The sequence below is a fragment of the Oceanicaulis sp. MMSF_3324 genome, from assembly GCF_030733545.1.
GTDB lineage: Bacteria > Pseudomonadota > Alphaproteobacteria > Caulobacterales > Maricaulaceae > Oceanicaulis.
On sequence record NZ_JASHIU010000009.1, the window covers coordinates 38,383 to 59,482 of the forward strand.

Consider the following 21,100-nt stretch of genomic DNA (forward strand, 5'->3'; position numbering starts at 1 on the left):
TCAGCGCTTGGTGTTGAGCGCGATGCCGTGGATCTCCGACACCGTGGAAGGCAGGTGGAAGCTCTTGGACACCTTGGTGTGTTCATCAAACACGGTGATGGCGGTGTCGATGGCGATGTTCTGGCTCACACCCATGGCGGCGGAATAGTTTCGGTTCCGGCTCTGACCGATGAAGAAGCGTGCGCCGTCATGGGCCAGGCCGCGGGCGAAGCCGGGAAATTGTCCGACGCTCTGTGCGTTGTTCTTCAAGAGACGACCGCGCAGGGAGTCGAGCACGACCAATGAGCCGTCCACAAAGTCGATGGAGTGCGGCATCCAAAGATCGGTGATCACCGGGCCGACCCAGCGTTTCTCCGCCAGGTCGTATTCCAGCACCACGCCGTCGAACACGTCGCGCTTCCAGTTGCCGGTAGCCGAAAACATGGACAGGTAGACGCTGTCGCCCAGCACCAGAATGTCATTGCAATGGTGCTGCGCCGCGCCGGTGCGCGCCTGTTTGGGGCTGATCGGGATGCGGTCGATCTCGTCACCGTCTTCGGAATAAACGAGGATCGCATCAAGATAGGAGCAGGCGATGAAGTATTGCCGCTTTTCCTCAGACCAGCTCACGCCATGACAGCGCGCGCCCTGGGGCAGGGCGAAGGCCTTGAGGATGTTGTAATCGCGGTCAAAGGTGATCAGGCCGCGCTCGTCATCAATGGCGATGAAATGCTCGCCATGGGGGCGTAGTCCGTGAAAATTGCCTTTGAACACCTTGCGAAAACTGTGCTTTGCGCTGGCAATGGTCAGCTCATAGAGCCCGCCGCCCGCTTCGGGATCATCAAGCGGCGGCAGGCCACAGGTGAACAGCACGGTTTCTTCCAGGCTCTCCATTTCCGCGATGATACGCAGATCGTTGAGCACGGGGCTGACGACAAAATCCTGACCGGGGACAAGGCCCATCCCGGCCAGTTGTTCACCCACTTCCACAAAGGATGTGGTGCAAATCACCACAAACGGGCGGGGCGTCGCGTCTTTCAGGCTGTCCGGCTGTGCAATGGTTAGCCCGGCCTGGCTCTCGCCGTGAAGATTGGGATTGTTGTCGACAATGCCGGTCACGCCCTTGATCCGGCGCAGGGTCTTGTCGGCGATATTGCCCGCGCCCGCCAGCACGATAGGGCGGCCCCGGCCGCGCATATTCACATCGGCGAAGGTGGTGAACTCGGCTGTGGTCGTGCGGCTCATACTTCAGCGCCCTTGACCTGATACTGCTCGCGACGCGGATCGTTTTTGTCCAGATGCACCGGGCCATAGCTGGATGCGCCGCCCCAGACATCATCCTTGACCCATTGATCGTTCTCGATGCGCCAGACGCGCGGATCGCGGAAGGTGTCGCAGATCTGGTCGAACTCGGCTTCGCTCATATCGACATATTTGAGCCAGCGCTCGAGATCGCGTCGCGGTTTGACGTGGTCATGCTTTCTGACCATTTCGAGCCCGGTCTTGTAGTCCATCACCCCCAGCCGCACGTCCTGGCTGGCATGGTCGGTGGCGCGGCCATAGCCGAACTTGATGAATTTGAGATAGTCGTGAATTCCGTTCTCGTGCATGTCGTCGAGATTGGAGATTTTCCGATAGGTGCGCTCGAACGGGTATTCGGCTTTCTTCCAGCCATATTCGGCTTCGGCCACGGCGGCGCACTTGTTGCCGTTCCACTTCTCGTAAAAGCCCAGATACACGCCGCGCACGCCGACCCGGTCGATCTCTTCGTCAGACGGGTAGACAGCGAAGTCGAGCTCTTTCTCGGTCAGGCCCATTTTCAGGTCCGGACGCCCATGGCGCTCCAATCCCTCATCAGTGAAATCATCCCAGTCCAGCCCGTGAAGGTCGTGTTCCTTGCGGGTCTTTGCGGTGAATTCGGGGAAGTCCGAGTAAGAGAACATACCGCCCAGATCGACCCAGCCATGATCACCCCACAGCATCAGCGGGATGTCATGCAGGACGGCCTGCTTGATCGGATAGGTCTTGATGCCGGCATGATTGTGCCAGTTCATGTCGCCATGCAGCTTGAACCCCAAAAGGTTCATCTTGATCAGCACGTCCAGGCCGGGGCGATAGATGATGTGATCCGCGCCGAAGGCCTCGCGCATGAGCTGGAGGTTATACTCGCCTTCGGGCAGGAAGTTGTTGCCGTGATAGGTCACGAGAAGCGGGCGCAGGCCCAGCTTTTTCACCGCCAGGTGGGTCTGGTAATAGCTGTCCTTGCCGCCGCCCACGGGAATGACGCAGTCATAGCCCTTGGGGTTGCGATAATCGTCGACCAGCTCTTCGAGCATTGTCCAGCGCTCGTCCCAGTCGATATCCACCGTCTGGCCGGCCACACGGCAGCCCGAGCACACCCCGTTTTCGTCAAAGGTCAGCGGCGCCGCTGACGAGCTGGGATAAAAACAGGTCTTGCAGAACTGGACACTCATGGCGCTTCCCTCAGGCTGGAGCGTAGCGGAGACGAATCATCGCCGTGCTTAAGGCTAACAAAACGCCTCAATCGTTAAGTTTAGCCCAAGCGATGCACCACAAACGGGAAGGGTGGGCCCTTGCGAACCCTGAGCGCACACCAGCCGGTCTACCTGCCGGGGCTGATCCTGTTTCACAAGATCGCCCTGAGCGATGTGTTTGTCCTACTGCCGGACGTGCAGTTCCAGCGTCATAGCTGGCAGCAGCGCAATCGCGTCCGGAATGGCAAGGACGCGATCTTCCTGTCCGTGCGGGTGAAGAAATCGGGCGATCTGCACCGTACGATCCGCCAGACCGAAATCGCCGATGAGCCCTGGCGGAAGAAGCATCTGACGACGCTAAGACAGGTCTATGGCAAGCGCCCGTTCTTTGACGCCTATTTCCCGGCCATCAAGGCGCTGATCGAAACCGAATACGCCAATCTGTCAGACCTCAATTGCGCCCTGATCCGTCATTTCTGCGAAGTGCTGGAGCTTGAAGCTCAAATCCTCGATAGCGCCGAGCTGGCTCATGAGGGCGAGAGCCAGGACCGGCTGATTTCCCTGTGCCACGCCGCTGGCGCCGACGCTTATATCTCCAATGTGGGAGCAGCGAGCTATGTGGATGAGGCGGGCTTTTCCGCCAAGGGCGTCACCCATTACTGGCAGGCGTTCACGCCGCCTGAATATAGCCAAGGCAGAGCCTTCCTTCCCAATCTCTCCATCGTCGACGCTCTGTTCAATCTGGGTCCGGACACGGCGAAGCTGGTGCGTGCGTGCGGAGAGATGACGCGCGATCTCGAGATCGCGCAGGCGGCTTTGGGATGACGATAACAGCTGAAACCCCGGCCAAGCGTAGCGCAGAGCCGGGGCCTCCATCAGGATTGGGCGCTTAAGTCAGAGAGAGGTCCCGGGTCGTCGCTACGCTCGCCCGGGAATTCATGAGTGTTCGAATAGAAGAACTTGGCCCGCCAGACCCTACATCCGCACATCGAACCCTGCCCGCTGCAGGGCGCGTTTGCCGCCCCGGTCAGCGAGTTCCTTGAAATGCCAGATATTGGCGGCGGCGACGGCGTCGGCGCCAGCCTTCAGCCCCTTGGCGTAATGCTCGTACACCCCGACGCCCGAACAGGCGATCACAGGTATGGTCACGGCCTGTGAGACCTGTTCGATCAGGGCGACATCATAGCCTGTGCCGCGTCCGTCGCGGTTGAGGCTTTGCAAGAGGATTTCGCCCGCGCCGCGGTCTTCAGCCTCCTTCGCCCAGCTGACGGGATCGCGGCCCGTGGGCTCGCGTCCGCCCCGGGTCATGACCTCATAGCCATCCTCGGTCTGGCGGACATCAATGCTGACCACCATGGCCTGGGCGCCGAAGCGTTTGGAGACCTGGGTGATCAACTCGGGCGTTTCAAAGGCGGCGGTATTGATCGCGACCTTGTCGGCGCCGCGCTTGAAGATGTCGCGCACCTGATCAAGCGAGGTGACGTGTCCGCCCCAGGTCAGCGGCATGAAGCAATGGCTCGCCACTGCCTCAAGCACCTCCATGGCGTCGGCATAGGCGCGATTGCCTGAATCCCGGCGGCCCTGGGCCAGCCCCGCGGTGCGCGAGATATCGAGATAGATCAGCTCGTCCACCTTCCACTCATTAAAGCGCGCCACTTCATGCAGCGGATCGCCAATGATCTGATGGGTGGTGAATGTCTCCGAGCGGACCAGCTGGCCGTTCATCAGCAGAAGGACCGGGATCAGGCGCGGCATCAGCATGAGGCGACGAACTCCAGCCAGTTGGTCAGCAGGGCGAGGCCTGCCTTGTGACTCTTTTCGGGGTGGAACTGCGCCGCCCAGACCGAGCCGTGCTCCAGCGCGCAGACAAAGCGCTCGCCATGCTCGCTCCAGCCTGCCGCGTCATCCGGGCGTTCAGGTTGGCAGACAAAGGAATGGACGAAGTAGAAGGCTTCATTCTCGGGCAGCCCCTTGAACAGGCCTTCCGTCTTCGACGCTTCCACATGGTTCCATCCCACATGCGGCACGCGATAGGGCGGATCATGGGGCGGCGGAGCGAGGCGGCGGACCTTGCCGGGCACGATCCCCAATCCCTTGTGCTGACCATGCTCGGCGCTGTCGTCGAGCAGGAGCTGCATGCCCAGGCATATGCCCAGCAAGGGGCGGTGCTGACCGGCGATTTCGTCCTTGAGAAGCTGAGCCAGGCCCAGCTCCTGCAAGTGCGCCATGCCTTCGCCGAAGGCGCCGACACCGGGCAGGACCACGCCCTTCGCCGCGCGCAGCACGCCGGGATCATGGCTCACCACCACATCGGCGCCCAAATGGGCGAAGGCGTTTCTGACCGACGTCAGATTACCCATCCCATAATCGATGATCGCGATTGTCATGAGGCCTTTGCCTACAGCTCGAGCACTTGGCTGATCGCCTCGGCGGCGCGGTTCATGCCCAGACCGTCAATGAGCTCGGGGCCTTTTTGACGGAGCGCCTGGGCCTTCTTGTCATTCTTGAGCAGGCCGTGAAGTTGGGCGGAAAGCTGCTTGAGGTCGTCCCCTGCATCATGGCCGAGATTGATCAGGGCCCCGTGCTCGGCGAACCATTCGATTTCAGGCTTGAGGTTCTCCAGCTGGGGAAAGACGAGGGCGGGCGTGCCGGCCGCCAGCGCCTCATAGACGACCATACCGCCGGTCATGATGGCCACAGGGGCGCGCGCGAGATGGCTGGCGATCTGGTGCGCGGGCACGGCCTGTTTGGCGATGCCGCCATTATAGACGGCCATTTGCCGAAGCGACTCAAAGTCAGGGAAGCTGGCGCCCACGATCAGGATGAAGGGATGGGGCTTGGCCAGCGCCGGTCCGTGCTCGGCCAGCATCATCGCCCAGTCGGCGGCGCGTTCGCCGCCGCCACATATGGCGACCACGGGGCCCTTGCGCGCCTCGTCATGGCGCGATTTGGCGAACACCGGCGCGATCAACGAATAATCGCCGCCACAAAGCGCCTGACCGCCCTCACGCAATCCCGGATAGACATGGTAGTCGCTGATGACCGTCCCGTTGATCACGAGGTCGGCGGGGGCGTCGGAGCCGAAATCATCGATCATGACGCGCTTGAGCTGGGGCATGGCCTCGAGCGCCTGCCAAAGGAGCGGGTCCGGCTTGGGTTCATCGACCAGAACCGCGTCGGCTTCGGTCTCGATCACCAAGGCCTTGAGAAAGACATCCACCGGCCCCTTGAGCGGGACGACCTTGTCGTGCGGGAAGAAATCCTTCAGCGACTCGCCCTGGCCCAGCACATGGACGGTCGGGCGCTGGGGCAACAGGTCGAGCAGACGCGAGCAGCGCGCGACATGGGCGAGACCGGTCTCGTGCAGGGCGTCCACGCGGATGATTAGAGAAGTCATGTCAGCGCCTCCAGTACGGGCTCCATCACGGTGCGCGCAGTATTGATTCTGGCGTCATCATAGCGTGCATCGAGCCAGAGATTGATCACAGACCGGGACCAGGCGTCCGCATCGGCATGCGCGTCCGGTCCGGTCAGATTGGGAAAGGACTGGGTCAGGGCGGGATAGTTCGTTCCCGCATCAAGGCCGGCCTTGCGAAGGGCGTTGATCAGCGGATCGCGTAAGGGCTCATCCACTTTCACGATCAGGCGCCAGGGCGCAGTCTGGTTGTGGTCCAGAACCTGGACATGGGGGGCGAAACCGCTGAGCGCCTCTATCCAGTTCTCGCGCCGTTCACGGCGCTCCGCGAGCCTGACCGGTAGGCGGCCAAGCGCGTGCAGCAGCGCGTCTTCCACATCGGGATCGAACCCGAACCGCAACTGACGCACCTCTTCAAGCAGCGTGGCCTCGATCTGTTCGGACTGTCCGGCCTGGCGCAGGGCGCGACGCGCCAGCATCAGCTTGTCCTCATCGCGCTCCGCCCAGTCATCAAGCCTGGGATAACGGGCGGCGATCCGCTCCAGTTCGTCGGCGAGCCTGGCGTCGCGGGTGATGACGGCGCCGCCCGATCCGGCGTCGAGCACCTTGCCGGGCCCGAAGCTGACAATACGCGCGACATCTTCAAGTCGGGCCTTGGGGGAGAAACTGGAGACGTTGGCGTCGTTCTCGATGGTGATCCAGCCCAGCTCCTGCGCGGCCTTTCGGGTTTCGGTGAAGTCGAGCCGGAAGCCGTATAGATGGGTCAGTAGGACAGCGCCCCTGCGGCCGGGGCGGGAGAGCGTGCGGATCTGCTGGGCGAGGCGGGCATCCTCGGTCACGCCGGTTTCCGCGCTCACGGGCGCCAGACGTATTTCCGCGCCGCTCGCCCAGGCGCAGGCCAGAAGGCTGGGGCAGACATTGGACGGGATCAGGATGCATGAACGACCGTGAAGGCCGAGCGCTTCAAACAGTGCAAGATGGGCCGAGCGCGCGCGTCCGAACATCACGGCGCGGGTCCCGTCAAAGGCGTTGGCCAGAGCTGTCGCTGCGCGGTCCGTCATGCCTTCCCGTCAGAGATCATCGACCAGTCCAGCGGCTCGCCGAAACTGAGATCGCGGGCTGCCGTCCGGCCCAGAACCCTGGTCCATTCGCGCGGATGCAGGCCGCCGCCCGGACGTACCGAGCGCACATTGTCTTCGGTCAAGGCTTCGCCCGCCTTGATGTCGCGCGTGACATAGAGCGATCGGCGCACTGTGCGCGAGCCGAGTTCGGATTGCGCCAGGCCCTGGCGCACGCCGCCCAGGGCGGCATGGGCGTTCCGGGTTTCCCGGACAAGGCTCGCCAGCTCATCGGGCTCGAGCGAGAACGCCGCGTCCGGCCCGCCATCAGAGCGGCGCAAGGTGACATGCTTTTCAATCATGCGCGCGCCCAGGGCGGTTGCGGCGACCGGCGCCGCAATGCCTGGCGTATGGTCGCTCAATCCGATGGGAAGCTGCAGCCGGGTGATCAGGTCGGGAATGGAGTTGAGGTCCGCCTGCTCGATCGGGGTCGGATAGCCCGAGGTGCAATGCAGGATGCACAAGCGGTCGCAGCCCGCCTGCCGGGCGGTCAGAACCGCTTCGATGACTTCGTCCCAGCTGGCCATGCCGGTGGACATGATCAGCGGTCGGCCGGTTTGCGCGGCATAGGTGATCAGAGGCAGGTCGATCAGCTCAAAAGACGCGATCTTGTAGGCAGGCGGTTCGAACTGTTCGAGAAAATCGACGGCGGTGAAATCGAACGGGGAGGAGAAGACCTCCATGCCGTGATTGCGGCCGCGCTCGAACAGGGCGGCGTGCCAGTCCCAGGGCGTGTGCGCTTCCTCATAGAGGTCGTGCAGCTTGCGCCCATCCCAGAGCCCGCCTTCGAGCACAAAGCCCGGCCCGTCATGATCCAGCGTGATGGTGTCGGCGGTGTAGGTCTGCAGCTTCAGCGCATCTGCCCCGGCCTCGGCGCAGGCGTCGATGATCTCCAGGGCGCGCGACAGGTCTCCGCTGTGATTGGCCGACAGCTCCGCCACGATCACGGGCGGACGGCTCGGGTCCTCGATCTGGTCAAACACGGAAGAGGGGGCGGTCATGACAACGCTCCTGCCGATTGCTTGGGCGAGTTTACTGTTATGGGGAGTCTTGGTTCATTAAGAATGAAGCCAGATGGAGATCGGCGTCAGATGACACTGAGCGCGCACAACGCCCGGCAATGGGATGAGTTCTATAAATCCTCCCAGACGCGCGTGCCTTACACCGATGCCACGGTGTTCGCCCTGATCGCGCTGGCGCGCAATCCCGATGCGGTGGTGTTCGAGTTCGGCTGCGGAAACGGGCAGAATCTCGGCTTCCTGCGCGGGCTCTATCCCGAAGCCGTGCTGCTGGGCTGCGATGTCTCCGAACAGGCTCTCATCAAGGGGCGCCAAAGCTATGACCGGCTGGGTCTCTTCGTCAGTGGCGATGCGCTGGGGCTCAAGCCCGGCGCGATCGATGTCATTGTCGAACGCGCCACCTTGCAGCACATCCCCAAGCCGCTCGCGGCGGCCTATGTGGATGAGATGTATGAAGCGCTCAAGCCGGGAGGACGCGCCTTCTTCGAGGTCGCCAGCACCGATCACGGCTATGCGCAGATGGGAGACGGATCCGACGACCCGGTGTTCGGCCATCGCGTCTTCTATGATCTGGACGAACTCAAGGCGCTCTTCGCTCGCTTTGACGTCGATCAGGTCTTTGACCGTCGGCGCAAGCAGGTCGATGGCGACGCCGTGCGTGATGGCCGCCCCGTGTATGACGAGGCGGCCTTCCAGTTCTATCTCAGCAAGCCCGCCTAGGCGGCCCTGGCGGCTTCAACCTCTTCCGCCAGCGCTTTGGCGACTTGCTTGAGGATGGAGATCCAGTCCGCATATCCCTTGCCGAAGAAGGAGCGCGTCGTCGGGAACCAGGGCGAACGACCGGCGCCCATATGGCTCCAGATGCGCCCGTGGGGGTGGATGTACCAGATATTGCCGCCGGCCGCCGCGCCCAGCGAGGTGGTGGCGTTGGTCGGACCGATGACGAGGTCGCAGGCTTTGGCCAGGGCCGTGACCTGATCCAGATCGTTTTTCAGATCAATGCCGTCGAGCGTGTGCACATCCACGCCGAATTTGGATTTGGCGAAGGCGATATCCTCTTCCGCATCGCCATATTGCAGGTTCACGAAGGTCACGCCGGGCGTTTTCAGAACCGGCTTCCACAATTCGAACGCGGAGAAATGCTTGGAGCGTTTGGCGTCCATCTTCAGCGACTTCCACAAAATGCCCACCTTCAGGCCTTCGGGCAGTTCGCCGAGTTTCTCGCGCCAGTGGTCCACATCCGCCTGGGGCGGTTCGAGCGTGGGCGCCTTGGCGAAGGCATCCAGCGACGTGCGGAAGGCGCGCGCAGGTTGGGCGAAGGGCGTCCAGTAGTCGAACTCGATCCCGTCCTCGAAGCCGACAATGCCGCGCAGATCCTTGCCTTCCCGCTTGACGGTGCGGTGCGTGCCGACAATCGCCTCGGGATACACCGCCTGCACCATCGCCATGAGGCGTTTCTCGACAGCGATGTAGAGCTGGCCTTCCGGTCCGATGGCGTCGATCAGGTCCCGTCCCAGCTGCAGGAACAGGATCTCGTCGCCCAGCCCCTGTTCGCCAATCCACAGCACCTTCTTGCCGCGTATGGCGTCCACATCATCGCCATCCCAGCGCGGCGCATCGATCAGGAAATGCGTGACATTGGTGTATTCAGGCTCCAGACGGCTCTTGTAGAGATCCCAGCCGGCTTCCAGCTCGCCCAGCGCCAGCAGGGACTGGGACAGGCCATGGTTCATGATGATCACGTCCTTCTGGGACGCGGCGGTTTTCAGAGCCTCGCGGAAATGATGTGCGGATTTCTCAGGCTCGCCTAGCAGCTCATAGGCGAACGCCGTATTGTGATGGGCGCGCGCAAAGTCTGGCTGAAGACGCAAGGCTTCGCTGTAAAAGGTCAGCGCCTGATCGGGTTCGCCCTTTTCCAGCAAGGTCGTACCCAGAGAGTTCCAGAAATCTTTCTCTTCGGGATTGGCGTAGATCGCCGCGCGCAGGATTTCGATGGAATCCTCGAACTTGCCCTGATCGCGCAGCACGCCGGAGAGATTGATCACGCCTGCGGGATGGTTGGGCGAGAGCTGGAGAAACAGGCGCAGGAACTTTTCCGCCGCCGGCATCATGTCCAGCTTCCAGGCCAGCATGGCGAGGTTGAGATAGACTTCGGAATTGTGCGGGTTCAGCTTCCAAGCGCGCTCGTAGAACTGAAGCGCTTTCGCCAGGCGTCCGAGACGCTCCAGGCAGATCGCCAGGGCATGGTTCGCCAACGAGCTCTGGGGGGCGATGTCCACAGCGTCGAGGCAAAGCTTGGCGGCCTTGGCGGCGGAGACGCGGTCGTCATCAACGATTTTCATCGCACGCTTGAGCAGGCCGATCGCCTTGGGCGAGAGATTGTCGTCCTTGCTTTTGGTCGAGGACAAGGCGCGCTGGACTTCAGATGAGGCGGACTCATCACGCCGGCCTCGAACCTCGCGAACGGCTTCTTCTTCACCCGCCGCCAGCTCCGCTTCAAGATCGAGCAATTCGCTCATCACGCTTTATCCCTTGCAGTTTATGAGGCCAGCAACGGATGCTTCGATTAAGGTTCCGCTAATAATGAGCGCCTGCGGCACAGAAACGGTTTCTTCACTCTGTCCTGATTGAGTGGGGCGGTCGGTTGCCCTCAGGCCGCACCGACGATGAAGGGTCAGACTAGCCATGCCGCTTAAGCTTTCTTTGAAGCCGGGTGAGAAGTTCGTTCTGAACGGAGCCGTTGTGGAAAACGGGGATCGCCGGGCGACCCTGGTTTTGCAGAACAAGGCCAGCGTTCTGCGGGAAAAGGACATCATGCAGGAGCATGAAGTCGATACGCCCGCCAAGCGCATCTATTTCCCGGTCATGATGATGTACCTCTCATCAACCAGTCAGGACGGATTATATGACGAATTCGTTCTGCGTATGACAGAGTTCATGAACGCTGTGGGCTCTTCGGACGTCATGGCCGAGTGCGTATCGGTCAGCCGGGAAGTCATGGCGGGTGAGTTCTACAAGGCATTGCTGCGTTGCCGGAAGTTGATCCAATACGAAGCCAAGCTTCTTGCTGGACCGGACGAGGCGTAAAGAGGCGAAGCGTTCATGTCGTATCAGGCCTATAAAACTGCGTCGTCACGCACCGAAGATCCCCGTCAGACCGAGTATCGATTGCTCGGCGAGGTGACGCGCGGTCTTATGGAAGTGCGCGATGCGCCGAAGAGCGAAATCCGTCAGCGTGCGGCGGCGCTGGACCGCAACCGCCGTGTCTGGTCCGCCTTTGCGGCCGATTGCGCCAGCGAGCACAACAATCTGCCCGAAGCGCTGCGGGCGGGGATCATCTCTTTGTCGATTTTCGTCTCCAAGGAGACGAGCGCGGCCATGCGTGGAGAGAGTGATCTCGAGGCGCTGATCGATATCAACCGTACGATCATGCAGGGCCTCTCACCCTCCTGACGCAGCGGGTTTGTCGGCAAAACCGCCCTGCCGGTCGAAATTGCCGGGCAGGTCGTGCTGCGCATCGTTGGCGGTGCGCTGGGAATTTTTCAAAACATTGAAACATATAGTGTAATTCTTGCTGCGTATGCGTGATGTGCGGCACGGGGATTGCTGTGTCTTGGCCGGGACAAAATGTCCGCCGGCCAAGAACAGGCCGTTCGCTTCCAGAACGGAGGAACCCCACAATGAACGTTTCTGTGAACACCAACTCAGGAGCCATGATCGCGCTCCAGAATCTGAACAAGACCAACATGGAACTGCAAACCACACAGAACCGGATCAACACCGGTCTGGAAGTGTCTAGCGCAAAGGACAATGGCGGCGTGTACGCCATCGCCCAGCGCATGCGCTCCCAGGTTTCAGGCTATGGGGTTGTCGGACAGATCCTGGACCGGGGCGAGGCGACGCTCGACGTTGCACTTGCCGCCGGTGAAGCGATCTCGGATCTGATGGTCGAAATGAATGAGAAGGCCTTGGCGGCGTCTGACGCATCATTGGATACGGCTAGCCGGAGCGCTCTGAATGAAGATTTCAAAGCGCTGCGCGACCAGATCTCAACGATCGTCAACAATGCCGAGTTCAATGGCGTGAACCTCATCGATGGTTCAACCAACGCCTTTGTTGCGCTGGCCAACCAGGACGGCTCGAACACGATTACCGTGAGTTCCGAGAACATGTCGCTCTCGGGCTCCATCGTGTCCCTGACGTCCACGGCGTCGTTCGCGACCGCCACTCAGGCCAGCAATATTGCTTCTCAGATCAGCACTTCGCTGGATGCGGTGAACTCGTCGCTTGCGCGACTGGGCACCAAATCCAAAGCGTTGGAGATCCACTCCTCGTTTGTCACAAAACTTTCCGACGCTCTGGAAGTCGGTATCGGCAATCTGGTCGATGCGGATCTGGCCAAGGAGTCTGCCGAGTTGCAGGCCCTGCAGGTCAAGCAGCAGCTGGGCACGCAGGCGCTTTCGATCGCCAACCAGCAGCCGCAATCGATCCTGTCGTATTTCGGCTAGGGCGTGCGGTTCGGGCCGGGATTGCAATTGCAATCCCGGCTTTCCTTTTTCTTTCAAGCTTTCATTAACCAAATCAACCAGCTGGCCGTGCTGCCTGCTCGGCAAAAAGTGCCGCGCCCGGCAATTCCTGCCGGGTCTAGGCGGCAAGAATTGCCCGCTCCTCGTGACAAGGTAAACGAAACCGCATTCGGGCTGCGACGAACAATCAATGGCTTAGTGGTGGTTTCTTAGGCAAAGGGTGAATCTGGCCCCGGCCTTGCTCCTAGATGTGCGGACCAGAAGGTCTGACGCGCAAAATGCACGTCACATCAAACGTAGAAACGTGACAGGAGCCAAGAAATGGCGACGATCAATACCAATCCGGGCGCAATGATCGCCCTGCAAAACCTGAATCAGACCAACAAGGATCTGCAGCAGGTTCAACAACGCATCAACACCGGTCTGGCGATCAGCTCGGCCAAGGATAATGGTGGCGTGTTCGCCATCGCTCAATCCATGCGCGCTGACGTGGCTGGCTATAATGCCGTGTCCCAGTCGCTTGACCTGGCCCAATCCACTGTGGACGTCGCCCTGGCGGCGGGTGAAGCCATCTCCGACTTGATGGTCGAGATGAAGGAAAAAGCGCTCGCATCCACCGATTCCTCGCTGGATACCGCGTCCCGCAATGCGTTGAACGAAGATTTTGTCGCCCTGCGCGACCAGATTTCGACCATCGTGGAGAATGCCGAGTTCAACGGCACCAATCTCATCTCCAACGGCGCGTCCGATATCACGGCGCTCGCCAATGCAGATGGCTCGAACACCATCACCATCGGTGCTGAAGACCTGAGCCTGACGGGCGGTACGCTGTCCATCGGCGCCGGCAGCACGATCTCGACGGTGGCCGCCGCCAGCACGGCTGTGGCTGCGATCGAAGCGGGTCTGGACAACCTGAACTCCGCGCTGGCCCGTCTGGGCACCGGCTCGAAGTCCCTGGAAATCCACTCCACCTTCGTCACCAAGCTGTCTGATGCCCTGGAGAAAGGCATCGGCAACCTGGTCGACGCGGATCTGGCCAAAGAGTCGGCTCGTCTCCAGTCGCTGCAGGTCAAGCAGCAGCTGGGTACGCAGGCGCTCTCGATCGCGAACTCCGCACCGAGCTCAATCCTGAGTTACTTCCGGTAATTCAAGCCCAGTTTCGGCGATGGCGTCATAGAACATGGCGTCGTCGCCGGATCCCTGGCGCGCAAAAAGCGCGTCTCAACCGTAGAAACGGATCTTTGAAGGAGCCAAGAAATGGCGACGATCAATACCAACCCCGGGGCGATGATCGCCCTTCAGAACCTGAATCAGACCAACAAGGATCTGCAGCAGGTTCAGCAGCGCATCAACACCGGCCTGGCGATCAGCTCGGCCAAGGACAATGGCGGCGTGTTCGCGATTGCCCAGTCGATGCGTGCGGACGTGGCCGGCTACAAAGCCGTCAACCAATCGCTGGATCTGGCTCAGTCCACCGTGGACGTGGCCCTGGCGGCGGGTGAAGCCATCTCCGACCTGATGGTCGAGATGAAAGAGAAGGCGCTGGCGTCCACGGACACCTCGCTGGACACCGCGTCCCGCAATGCCCTGAACGAGGATTTCACCGCGCTGCGTGACCAGATCGGCACCATCGTGGCGAACGCCGAATTCAACGGCACCAACCTGATCAATAACGGCGCGACCGATATCACGGCGCTGGCCAACGCTGACGGCTCCAACACCATCACCATTGGTGCGGAAGATCTCAGCCTGACCGGCACCACGATCACTCTGACCGCCGGTAGCGTGATCAACACCACGACCACCGCGAACGCCGCGGTGTCCGCCATCGAAACCTCGCTGGACAACCTGAACTCCGCGCTGGCTCGCCTCGGCACCGGCTCGAAGTCTTTGGAGATCCACGGGACCTTCGTGAACAAGCTGTCGGACGCTCTTGAAAAAGGCATCGGCAACCTGGTCGACGCGGATCTGGCCAAAGAGTCGGCTCGTCTCCAGTCGCTGCAGGTCAAGCAGCAGCTGGGCACGCAGGCGCTCTCGATCGCGAACTCCGCGCCGAGCTCGATCCTGGGTTACTTCCGGTAATCCCTAAGACTTCGAAGGCGGGCTCATAGAAAATGGCTCGCCTTCGGGAGTGTCGCACAAAAAGTGCGTCGTAACCGTAGAAACGGATATTTTGAAGGAGCCAAGAAATGGCGACGATCAATACGAACCCGGGCGCAATGGTCGCCCTTCAGAACCTGAACCAGACCAACAAGGATCTGCAGCAGGTTCAACAACGCATCAACACCGGCTTGGCGATCAGCTCGGCCAAGGACAATGGCGGCGTGTTCGCAATTGCCCAGTCGATGCGTGCGGACGTGGCGGGCTACAAGGCGGTGGGTCAGTCTCTTGACCTGGCGCAGTCCACCGTGGACGTGGCCCTGGCGGCCGGCGAGGCGATCTCTGATCTGCTGGTGGAAATGAAGGAAAAGGCGCTGGCTGGCTCCGATTCCTCTCTCGATACCGCATCGCGCAATGCTCTGAACGAAGACTTCAAGGCGCTGCGTGACCAGATCGGGACCATCGTGGCCAACGCCGAATTCAATGGCACCAACCTCATCAACGGCACGCAAACCGGCGGCATTTCGGCTCTGGCCAATGCTGACGGCTCCAACACCCTCAATGTGGGTCAGGAAGTGATGTCGCTGGGCGGCACCAACGTGACTGTGGCGGCGACCGCGTCGTTCACCACGGCGGCGGCGGCGTCCACCCTGGTGGCCACCATTGAAACCTCGCTGGACAACCTCAACACGGCTCTGGCCAAGTTGGGCACCGGCTCGAAGTCTCTGGAAGTCCACAAGTCCTTCGTGGGCAAACTGTCTGACTCTCTGGAAAAAGGCATCGGCAACCTGGTCGATGCGGATCTGGCGAAAGAGTCCGCTCGTCTTCAGTCGCTGCAGGTCAAGCAGCAGCTGGGTACGCAGGCGCTCTCGATCGCGAACTCCGCACCGAGCAACATCCTGGGTTACTTCCGGTAATCCATAGTGAAATCGGCCGGGGCGTTACGTGGGGTTCCTCCCCGGCCGACTTTCCCAGGTGACATGTCAGAGAGCATAGGGAGAAAGTAGGAGGCGCCGACGCCGCCAAAGCGTGGACGAAGCAAACATGAATATCGGCAATATAGTACCGGTTACAAACGCCCAGGGCGTCGCCCCTGAAGCCGACCCGTCTGAAAAAGCCGCCGCTTCCCTGTCGAAGCGTGGCCAGGTGGGAGGCGAGGAAACAGACAAGGCGGTCGCCGAAAAAGGCTCGGCTGTCGTTCAGAAGTCTGCGGACCTTGAGCGGATTGAATCACTGCGCGATCGCGTGAACGCCAGTTTGCGGACCCGTTTGCAAATCGATCGGGAAGAGGAGAGCGGCAAGTTCATCTACCGCCTGTTCGACCCGGAGACCGGCGAGGTCATGCGGCGCTGGCCGCCCGAGAAGTATCTCGACCTGATCGCTTTCCTGAAGGATCAGCAGGGCGGCGTGGTCGATGAGCGGGTCTGACCTGTCGGCAGATTTGATCTGGCGCATCGGCAAAAATTAACCATGCGTCCCGCTGACGGCCCCATGCCGTTCGGCGTCAAAATGATTCAATATACTGATTTACAACAAGATTGAGCGTTCTGGCCAAATTGGCCCATGGATTGCTCCTGTATGCGATGAGCGGCCGTCGAATGCGGCGCAGAATTGCAATCGGGAGAAGACCAATGGCGCTCAGCGTCCACACGAACACCTCGGCGATGATCGCCCTGCAAAACCTCAACAAGACCAATGAGGACATTCAGGGCGTCCAGAACAGAATCAATACCGGCCTGAAGGTCGCCGGCGCAAAAGACAATTCCTCGGTCTACGCGGTGGCCCAGGGAATGCGCTCCGACATCGGCGCCTACGGCTCGGTCAGCTCCTCTCTTGATCGCGCCGTCTCGATCGGCGACGTGGCCATGGCGGCCGGCGAGTCCATTTCGGACCTGCTGATCCAGATGCGCGAGAAGGCGACTGCTGCGCTCGACCCGTCCATCGATACCTTCTCCCGCCAGGCCTATGACAGTGATTTCAAACAATTGCTGGATCAGGTCCGGGTGGTCCTGAATAATGCCGAATTTGACGGCGCCAATCTGCTGGATGGCTCCCAGACCAATGGCATCGCCTTCCTGGCGGATGCGGACGCGACGCGCTCGGTCACGCTGGGCGGTCAGAACATGTCCATCTCCGGCTCCATCGTCACGCTGGCCAACAATGCCAGCCTGGGCACAGTGACGCTGTCCGCCAACGTGCTGACCGCGATCCAGACCAGCCTCGACAATGTGAACCAGGCGCTCGCCAATCTGGGCTCTGACCTGAAGAAGATCGAGGCCCACCGCACCTTTGTCGGCAAGCTGACCGACAGCCTGACCAAAGGGGTGGGCAATCTGGTCGATGCCGACCTCGCCAAGGAATCCGCACGCTTGCAGGCCCTGCAGGTCAAGCAACAGCTCGGCGTCCAGGCGCTTTCGATCGCCAACTCCGAGCCGCAGATCATCCTCAATCTCTTCGGCGGTTAAAGCCGGTCCTGACTTCACCACAACGGCGAACCGTCCGACTTCTCCCGATGTCGGGCGGTTTGTTGTTTTCAGGGAGGCGTGGACTCAGCACACTCTGGGCTGAGCCTCAGGGAGCAGATGCATGAGCGATTGCTTTATACCGTATGGGCGTCAGTGGATTGATGATGCGGACATCGCTGCGGTCACAGCCTGTCTGCAATCGGATTATCTGACGACCGGGCCTGCCGTTTCCGCCTTTGAGGCAGCCTTCGCCCAAACGGTTCAGGCGTCGCATGCGCTCAGTTGCCATTCGGCGACCGCGGGGCTGCATCTCGCTTATGACGGACTGGGCCTGAAACCGGGCCAGTGCGCGATTGTGCCGTCCATCACCTTTGTCGCGACCGCCAACGCGGCGCGGTATTGCGGCGCCGATGTGATCCTGGCCGATGTGGACCCGCACAGCGGGTTGATGACGCCGCAAACACTGCAGGCCGCACTCGCCGAGCTTCAGGGGCGGAGCGGCCTTGTCGCGCCCGTGCATTTGGCGGGGGTGCCCTGTGACATGCCTGCGCTGAGCGCGCTGGCGAAAGAACAGGGACTGGCCGTGGTCGAGGACGCCTCCCATGCCGTTGGCAGTCTGGATGAAAGCGGCGCGCCGACCGGTGCTTGCGCGCATTCGGATGCGGCCGTGTTTTCCTTCCACCCTGTCAAGACACTGGCCTGCGGGGAGGGGGGTATGGTCACAACCCAAGACGCCGAGCTGGCGGACATCCTTTCCCGGACGCGCTCACATGGCGTGGTGCGTGATGCGGCGCAGTTCGAGCGCGCTGAAGGCGCGGACGAACCCTGGTGGTATGAGATGCAGACGCTGGGCTGGAACTATCGCATGCCGGACATCAACGCCGCTCTGGGTCTGTCGCAGCTGAACAAGCTGGACCGGTTCGCCGGACGTCGTCGGCAGCTCTCGCAAAACTATGACGAGTTGCTTGTGGAGCTGGCGCCCCATGTCCTGGCGCCGGCCGGGCGGCCGGGCGTTGATCCGTGTCGCCACCTTTACAATGTACAGATCGATTTCGCGGCGTTCGGATTATCCCGGTCACAGGTCATGACCGGCTTGCGCGAGTACGGCGTGGGAACCCAGGTTCACTACATCCCGGTTCACCAGCATCCCTATTACAAGGCGCTGTACGGTGAGAAGGCATTGCCGGGCGCCGAGCTCTATTACGAACGGACCCTGTCACTGCCGCTTTACCCGTTGATGGCGGATGAGGATCCCGAACGGGTGGTGCGTGCGCTCGGAAGGGTGCTGGGGCTCTAGGCCGGTCGCTTTTCCATCAGGGCCCAGGTGGGATTGTCGAGACCGCTTGTGCGCTTCCACGCAAAGCCGTCCGCCACGACTTCAAGATCGGAAAAGCGATCCATGAAGAAGCCCGCGAAGTCGCGCTTCCACAAATGGTCCGTCATGCCGCGATAAACCAGCTCGACCGGATCGGGATTGAAGTATTCCGACACCAGAATGAAGCGCTTGGACACGCGATACATTTCGTCCGCGACCTGGCCCAGATTGTCCGGATGGACGTGGATAAGCACCCCATTGGTGAAGACCAGATCCATGCTGGCGTCATCAAAGGGCAAATCCTCGCCGCGACCGGCGCGGATATGGCTCCCGGGCAGGACGCCGTCCTTGATTACGGTTTCACGGGCGCTGTCATTGGGTTCAATCGCAAACAGCTCGGCGTCGACCAGCCGTTGAAGCGCGCGCTGGTTCAGGCCCAGATTGCAGCCGACTTCGCAAATGGTCTGCGGCTCGCGCGTGCCGAAAGCGTCCAGCCAGCGCGCCCAGAGGCGTGTCCGCGCACGAATGCGGAACTCTTCGGGGCTGCAGCGTTGAGTGTATTCGTCGCCAAACTCGCCTGACCAGGTGTTCACAGGATCATGGGTCATGAATCAGGCCTTCAGAGCGAGTTTTTCATTGAGAATGGTCTGGAGCGCCCGGGCGTCGAGACGCTCGGGATTGGAGTCAGACTGATATTCAAAGCCTTCCGCCACCGGAACGGCGCCGTCGGCGAACCATTCCGCGCGCAGGCGTTCGGAATTGTGCGGCAGGATCACATAGCGATCCTCCAGCTCAACCGTGGCGCGGGAATCGTCGGCGGGCACCATGACTTCGTGCAGCTTTTCGCCCGGGCGGATGCCAACCATCTTGTGCGGCAGGTTCGGTGCGATCGAGCGCGCCAGATCTACTGTGCTCATGGAGGGGATTTTCGGCACGAAGACTTCGCCGCCCTTCGCCATTTCCAATGCGGAAAGCACGAAGTTCACACCCTGCTCGAGCGTGATCCAGAACCGGGTCATGCGCTCATCGGTGATGGGCAGATGGTCCGCGCCTTCAGCCACGAGCTTCTTGAAGAAGGGCACGACCGAGCCGCGCGAGCCGACCACATTGCCGTACCGCACGACGGAAAAGGTGGGGCCGTCCTCACCGCCCATGTGCTGGGCGGCGGTGAAGATCTTGTCGGACGCCAGCTTGGAGGCGCCATAAAGATTGATCGGGCTGGCCGCCTTGTCGGTCGACAGGGCGCAGACATGCTGGACGCCGCGCTTGATTGCTGCGCGCACCACATTCTCGGCGCCGAAGACATTGGTGCGCATGCATTCGAACGGATTGTATTCTGCGATCGGCACATGTTTCAGCGCCGCGGCGTGCACAACCACGTCAACGCCGCGCATGGCCATATCGAGCCGGCCTTCATCGCGCACATCGCCGATAAAGTAGCGCATGAAGCGGTATTCTTCAGGGCTGAAGCGCTGCGCCATCTCGTACTGCTTCAGCTCGTCGCGCGAGAACACGATCAGCTTCTTGGGCTTGTACTCATTGATCACGGTCTGGACGAAATGGTGCCCGAAGGATCCGGTCCCGCCCGTGATCAGGATGGTCTTGCCATTCAGGTCGATACGGGGCGTGCGGAAGTCGCGGCCCAGAAACAGGCGATCCACGTCTTCGGACGCGCGGTTCGAGTTGTTCGGCGGCTGGCTCATCGACAACGACTTTCCATAATTCATGGATCACAATTCAGGCCACGATCAGGGGCGTCGGTTAACGGCCCGTTAGGCGGGTAAAACTGATACTCGGATTCGAAGGAAGCGACAGCTTTCCAGCCTTTGGGGGATAAGATGGGCGCGACGGTGATCGTACAGGCGGGAGGCGGGCTCAACGCTCTGCCCGATCGCGAGCTCATCTTTCTGGGTGCAAGCTCGGCCCTGAGCCATGTTCTGGATCGGGCGCGTCGCATTCCAGGCGCCGACCTGGTGGTTTGCGCTGTTCCCGATGACCGCGAGCATGATCTGGTGGCTGAAGAGGCGGCCGATTGCGCGGTCATGGTGGTGCGTGGTCCCGCAGCGGATCCGTTGGGGTTGATGGCCCAGGCGGCGCGTGAAGCCGGCGCTGAAACAGTGGTGCGCGTCACAAGCCAGTGTCCGGTGATCGATCCGGTGATCGCCGGCGGCGTGCTGGGGCTGCTGACCGACGCCAAGGCGGATTACGCCTCCAACACCATGCCGGCGCGTTTCCCGCATGGGCTCGATTGTGAAGCCTTTCCGGCGCTGCTTCTGGATGAGGCGGACCGCAAGGCGGATACCCTGGCCGAGCGACGGTCCGTGACCGGCTGGATGCGTCGTCATCCGGGGTTGACCCGGGCCAACCTTACCGGGCCGGGCGGCGGGCTGGAGCATTTGCGCTGGATGCTTGAAACGCCCGAAGACGCCGATTTCCTGCAGGCGCTGTTTGATGCGCTGGGCTCTAAGGCCGCCTCGGCGACAGCGGCGGAAATGGCGGCTCTGTGCCTGCGTCGGCCCGATCTGAGCGAGATGAATGCGGATCGCGTCGATTATGCCCGTCTCGTGTCGCCGGAGCGGGCCAGCGTCGAGACGCGTCCGATGCGGTTTCCCTTCGCCGCATAAAAGCTTGCCGTCCTGTTTACGCTAAATCCTAACGATTTGTTTGC

22 protein-coding genes are annotated in these 21,100 nt (G+C 61.3%); 12 read left to right on the forward strand and 10 right to left on the reverse strand.

Features of this window, described 5'->3' with window-relative positions; all coding sequences use genetic code 11:
- Both RBA95_RS09980 and RBA95_RS09985 read right to left on the reverse strand, forming a co-directional pair.
- Complete coding sequence (locus tag RBA95_RS09980; RefSeq protein ID WP_306016704.1) at positions 1-1,224, reverse strand: DUF4915 domain-containing protein; 1,224 nt, start codon at positions 1,222-1,224, stop codon at positions 1-3.
- On the reverse strand, positions 1,221-2,453 hold the full coding sequence (locus RBA95_RS09985) for an N-acetyl sugar amidotransferase (protein WP_306016705.1): 1,233 nt from the start codon (positions 2,451-2,453) through the stop codon (positions 1,221-1,223). The genes RBA95_RS09980 and RBA95_RS09985 overlap by 4 nt, the downstream gene beginning before the upstream one ends.
- A 120-nt stretch (positions 2,454-2,573) precedes the next feature.
- Between RBA95_RS09985 and RBA95_RS09990 the strand changes: the two genes are divergently transcribed.
- Positions 2,574-3,299, forward strand: a complete 726-nt coding sequence (locus RBA95_RS09990; protein ID WP_306016706.1) for a WbqC family protein — start codon at positions 2,574-2,576, stop codon at positions 3,297-3,299.
- Between the two features lie 150 nt (positions 3,300-3,449).
- Here the strand turns inward: RBA95_RS09990 and hisF are convergent, their stop codons facing one another.
- The 5 genes from hisF to pseI are packed head-to-tail and all read right to left on the reverse strand — an operon-like array spanning position 3,450 to position 8,008.
- Entirely contained in the window at positions 3,450-4,235 is a 786-nt protein-coding gene (hisF, locus tag RBA95_RS09995) for an imidazole glycerol phosphate synthase subunit HisF (RefSeq protein WP_306016707.1), read from the reverse strand.
- Positions 4,229-4,861: an imidazole glycerol phosphate synthase subunit HisH gene (hisH, locus tag RBA95_RS10000; RefSeq protein ID WP_306016708.1), complete on the reverse strand. Its 633-nt coding sequence runs from the start codon at positions 4,859-4,861 to the stop codon at positions 4,229-4,231. Before hisH ends, hisF begins: the two co-directional genes overlap by 7 nt.
- Before the next feature lie 11 nt (positions 4,862-4,872).
- Positions 4,873-5,871, reverse strand: coding sequence for a hypothetical protein (locus RBA95_RS10005; RefSeq protein WP_306016709.1), 999 nt, complete (start codon positions 5,869-5,871; stop codon positions 4,873-4,875).
- Positions 5,868-6,950: a DegT/DnrJ/EryC1/StrS family aminotransferase gene (locus RBA95_RS10010; RefSeq protein WP_306016710.1), complete on the reverse strand. Its 1,083-nt coding sequence runs from the start codon at positions 6,948-6,950 to the stop codon at positions 5,868-5,870. Before RBA95_RS10010 ends, RBA95_RS10005 begins: the two co-directional genes overlap by 4 nt.
- A complete protein-coding gene (gene pseI / locus RBA95_RS10015) occupies positions 6,947-8,008 on the reverse strand; it encodes a pseudaminic acid synthase (RefSeq protein ID WP_306016711.1) in 1,062 nt (353 codons plus the stop codon). The genes RBA95_RS10010 and pseI overlap by 4 nt, the downstream gene beginning before the upstream one ends.
- 90 nt (positions 8,009-8,098) lie before the next feature.
- Between pseI and RBA95_RS10020 the strand changes: the two genes are divergently transcribed.
- Entirely contained in the window at positions 8,099-8,746 is a 648-nt protein-coding gene (locus tag RBA95_RS10020) for a class I SAM-dependent methyltransferase (protein WP_306016712.1), read from the forward strand.
- On the opposite strand, the gene RBA95_RS10025 is transcribed toward RBA95_RS10020, so the two are convergent.
- Entirely contained in the window at positions 8,743-10,545 is a 1,803-nt protein-coding gene (locus RBA95_RS10025) for a tetratricopeptide repeat protein (RefSeq protein WP_306016713.1), read from the reverse strand. The genes RBA95_RS10020 and RBA95_RS10025 overlap by 4 nt on opposite strands.
- Before the next feature lie 166 nt (positions 10,546-10,711).
- Between RBA95_RS10025 and flbT the strand changes: the two genes are divergently transcribed.
- The 9 genes from flbT to pseC all read left to right on the forward strand — a co-directional run bounded on the left by flbT (position 10,712) and on the right by pseC (position 18,414).
- A complete protein-coding gene (flbT, locus tag RBA95_RS10030) occupies positions 10,712-11,113 on the forward strand; it encodes a flagellar biosynthesis repressor FlbT (protein ID WP_306016714.1) in 402 nt (133 codons plus the stop codon).
- Between the two features lie 15 nt (positions 11,114-11,128).
- Positions 11,129-11,479, forward strand: a complete 351-nt coding sequence (flaF, locus tag RBA95_RS10035) for a flagellar biosynthesis regulator FlaF (RefSeq protein WP_306016715.1) — start codon at positions 11,129-11,131, stop codon at positions 11,477-11,479.
- A 227-nt stretch (positions 11,480-11,706) separates the two neighbouring features.
- Positions 11,707-12,534, forward strand: a complete 828-nt coding sequence (locus RBA95_RS10040) for a flagellin (RefSeq protein ID WP_306016716.1) — start codon at positions 11,707-11,709, stop codon at positions 12,532-12,534.
- 339 nt (positions 12,535-12,873) lie between these two features.
- Positions 12,874-13,698, forward strand: coding sequence for a flagellin (locus RBA95_RS10045; protein ID WP_306016717.1), 825 nt, complete (start codon positions 12,874-12,876; stop codon positions 13,696-13,698).
- 111 nt (positions 13,699-13,809) lie between these two features.
- Positions 13,810-14,634, forward strand: a complete 825-nt coding sequence (locus RBA95_RS10050; protein WP_306016718.1) for a flagellin — start codon at positions 13,810-13,812, stop codon at positions 14,632-14,634.
- Between the two features lie 107 nt (positions 14,635-14,741).
- Entirely contained in the window at positions 14,742-15,569 is an 828-nt protein-coding gene (locus RBA95_RS10055; RefSeq protein ID WP_306016719.1) for a flagellin, read from the forward strand.
- Between the two features lie 127 nt (positions 15,570-15,696).
- Positions 15,697-16,080 carry a flagellar protein FlaG gene (locus RBA95_RS10060; RefSeq protein ID WP_306016720.1) on the forward strand — a complete coding sequence of 128 codons (384 nt, stop codon included), beginning with the start codon at positions 15,697-15,699 and terminating at the stop codon, positions 16,078-16,080.
- Between the two features lie 203 nt (positions 16,081-16,283).
- Positions 16,284-17,117 carry a flagellin gene (locus RBA95_RS10065; protein WP_306016721.1) on the forward strand — a complete coding sequence of 278 codons (834 nt, stop codon included), beginning with the start codon at positions 16,284-16,286 and terminating at the stop codon, positions 17,115-17,117.
- A gap of 121 nt (positions 17,118-17,238) precedes the next feature.
- Positions 17,239-18,414 (forward strand): UDP-4-amino-4,6-dideoxy-N-acetyl-beta-L-altrosamine transaminase, encoded by a 1,176-nt coding sequence (gene pseC / locus RBA95_RS10070; protein ID WP_306016722.1) that lies wholly within the window; start codon positions 17,239-17,241, stop codon positions 18,412-18,414.
- Here pseC and RBA95_RS10075 read toward each other — a convergent pair.
- Positions 18,411-19,040: a pseudaminic acid biosynthesis-associated methylase gene (locus tag RBA95_RS10075; RefSeq protein ID WP_306016723.1), complete on the reverse strand. Its 630-nt coding sequence runs from the start codon at positions 19,038-19,040 to the stop codon at positions 18,411-18,413. The two genes, pseC and RBA95_RS10075, sit on opposite strands and share 4 nt — an antisense overlap.
- A gap of 3 nt (positions 19,041-19,043) precedes the next feature.
- The gene (pseB, locus tag RBA95_RS10080) at positions 19,044-20,135 is read right to left on the reverse strand and encodes a UDP-N-acetylglucosamine 4,6-dehydratase (inverting) (protein ID WP_306016724.1); all 1,092 of its coding nucleotides are present in this window, start codon (positions 20,133-20,135) and stop codon (positions 19,044-19,046) included.
- Between the two features lie 135 nt (positions 20,136-20,270).
- Here pseB and RBA95_RS10085 point away from each other — a divergent pair, with 135 nt between their 5' ends.
- On the forward strand, positions 20,271-21,056 hold the full coding sequence (locus RBA95_RS10085; RefSeq protein WP_306016725.1) for a glycosyltransferase family protein: 786 nt from the start codon (positions 20,271-20,273) through the stop codon (positions 21,054-21,056).
- Positions 21,057-21,100 lie beyond the last annotated feature (44 nt).

Coding starts and splice junctions, on each gene's coding strand:
- RBA95_RS09980 (WP_306016704.1), bottom strand. CDS start 1,224: ATGAGCCGCACGACCACAGCCGAGTTCACCACCTTCGCCGATGTGAAT.
- RBA95_RS09985 (WP_306016705.1), bottom strand. CDS start 2,453: ATGAGTGTCCAGTTCTGCAAGACCTGTTTTTATCCCAGCTCGTCAGCG.
- hisF (WP_306016707.1), bottom strand. CDS start 4,235: ATGCTGATGCCGCGCCTGATCCCGGTCCTTCTGCTGATGAACGGCCAG.
- hisH (WP_306016708.1), bottom strand. CDS start 4,861: ATGACAATCGCGATCATCGATTATGGGATGGGTAATCTGACGTCGGTC.
- RBA95_RS10005 (WP_306016709.1), bottom strand. CDS start 5,871: ATGACTTCTCTAATCATCCGCGTGGACGCCCTGCACGAGACCGGTCTC.
- RBA95_RS10010 (WP_306016710.1), bottom strand. CDS start 6,950: ATGACGGACCGCGCAGCGACAGCTCTGGCCAACGCCTTTGACGGGACC.
- pseI (WP_306016711.1), bottom strand. CDS start 8,008: ATGACCGCCCCCTCTTCCGTGTTTGACCAGATCGAGGACCCGAGCCGT.
- RBA95_RS10020 (WP_306016712.1), top strand. CDS start 8,099: ATGACACTGAGCGCGCACAACGCCCGGCAATGGGATGAGTTCTATAAA.
- RBA95_RS10025 (WP_306016713.1), bottom strand. CDS start 10,545: ATGAGCGAATTGCTCGATCTTGAAGCGGAGCTGGCGGCGGGTGAAGAA.
- flbT (WP_306016714.1), top strand. CDS start 10,712: ATGCCGCTTAAGCTTTCTTTGAAGCCGGGTGAGAAGTTCGTTCTGAAC.
- flaF (WP_306016715.1), top strand. CDS start 11,129: ATGTCGTATCAGGCCTATAAAACTGCGTCGTCACGCACCGAAGATCCC.
- RBA95_RS10040 (WP_306016716.1), top strand. CDS start 11,707: ATGAACGTTTCTGTGAACACCAACTCAGGAGCCATGATCGCGCTCCAG.
- RBA95_RS10045 (WP_306016717.1), top strand. CDS start 12,874: ATGGCGACGATCAATACCAATCCGGGCGCAATGATCGCCCTGCAAAAC.
- RBA95_RS10050 (WP_306016718.1), top strand. CDS start 13,810: ATGGCGACGATCAATACCAACCCCGGGGCGATGATCGCCCTTCAGAAC.
- RBA95_RS10055 (WP_306016719.1), top strand. CDS start 14,742: ATGGCGACGATCAATACGAACCCGGGCGCAATGGTCGCCCTTCAGAAC.
- RBA95_RS10060 (WP_306016720.1), top strand. CDS start 15,697: ATGAATATCGGCAATATAGTACCGGTTACAAACGCCCAGGGCGTCGCC.
- RBA95_RS10065 (WP_306016721.1), top strand. CDS start 16,284: ATGGCGCTCAGCGTCCACACGAACACCTCGGCGATGATCGCCCTGCAA.
- pseC (WP_306016722.1), top strand. CDS start 17,239: ATGAGCGATTGCTTTATACCGTATGGGCGTCAGTGGATTGATGATGCG.
- RBA95_RS10075 (WP_306016723.1), bottom strand. CDS start 19,040: ATGACCCATGATCCTGTGAACACCTGGTCAGGCGAGTTTGGCGACGAA.
- pseB (WP_306016724.1), bottom strand. CDS start 20,135: ATGAGCCAGCCGCCGAACAACTCGAACCGCGCGTCCGAAGACGTGGAT.
- RBA95_RS10085 (WP_306016725.1), top strand. CDS start 20,271: ATGGGCGCGACGGTGATCGTACAGGCGGGAGGCGGGCTCAACGCTCTG.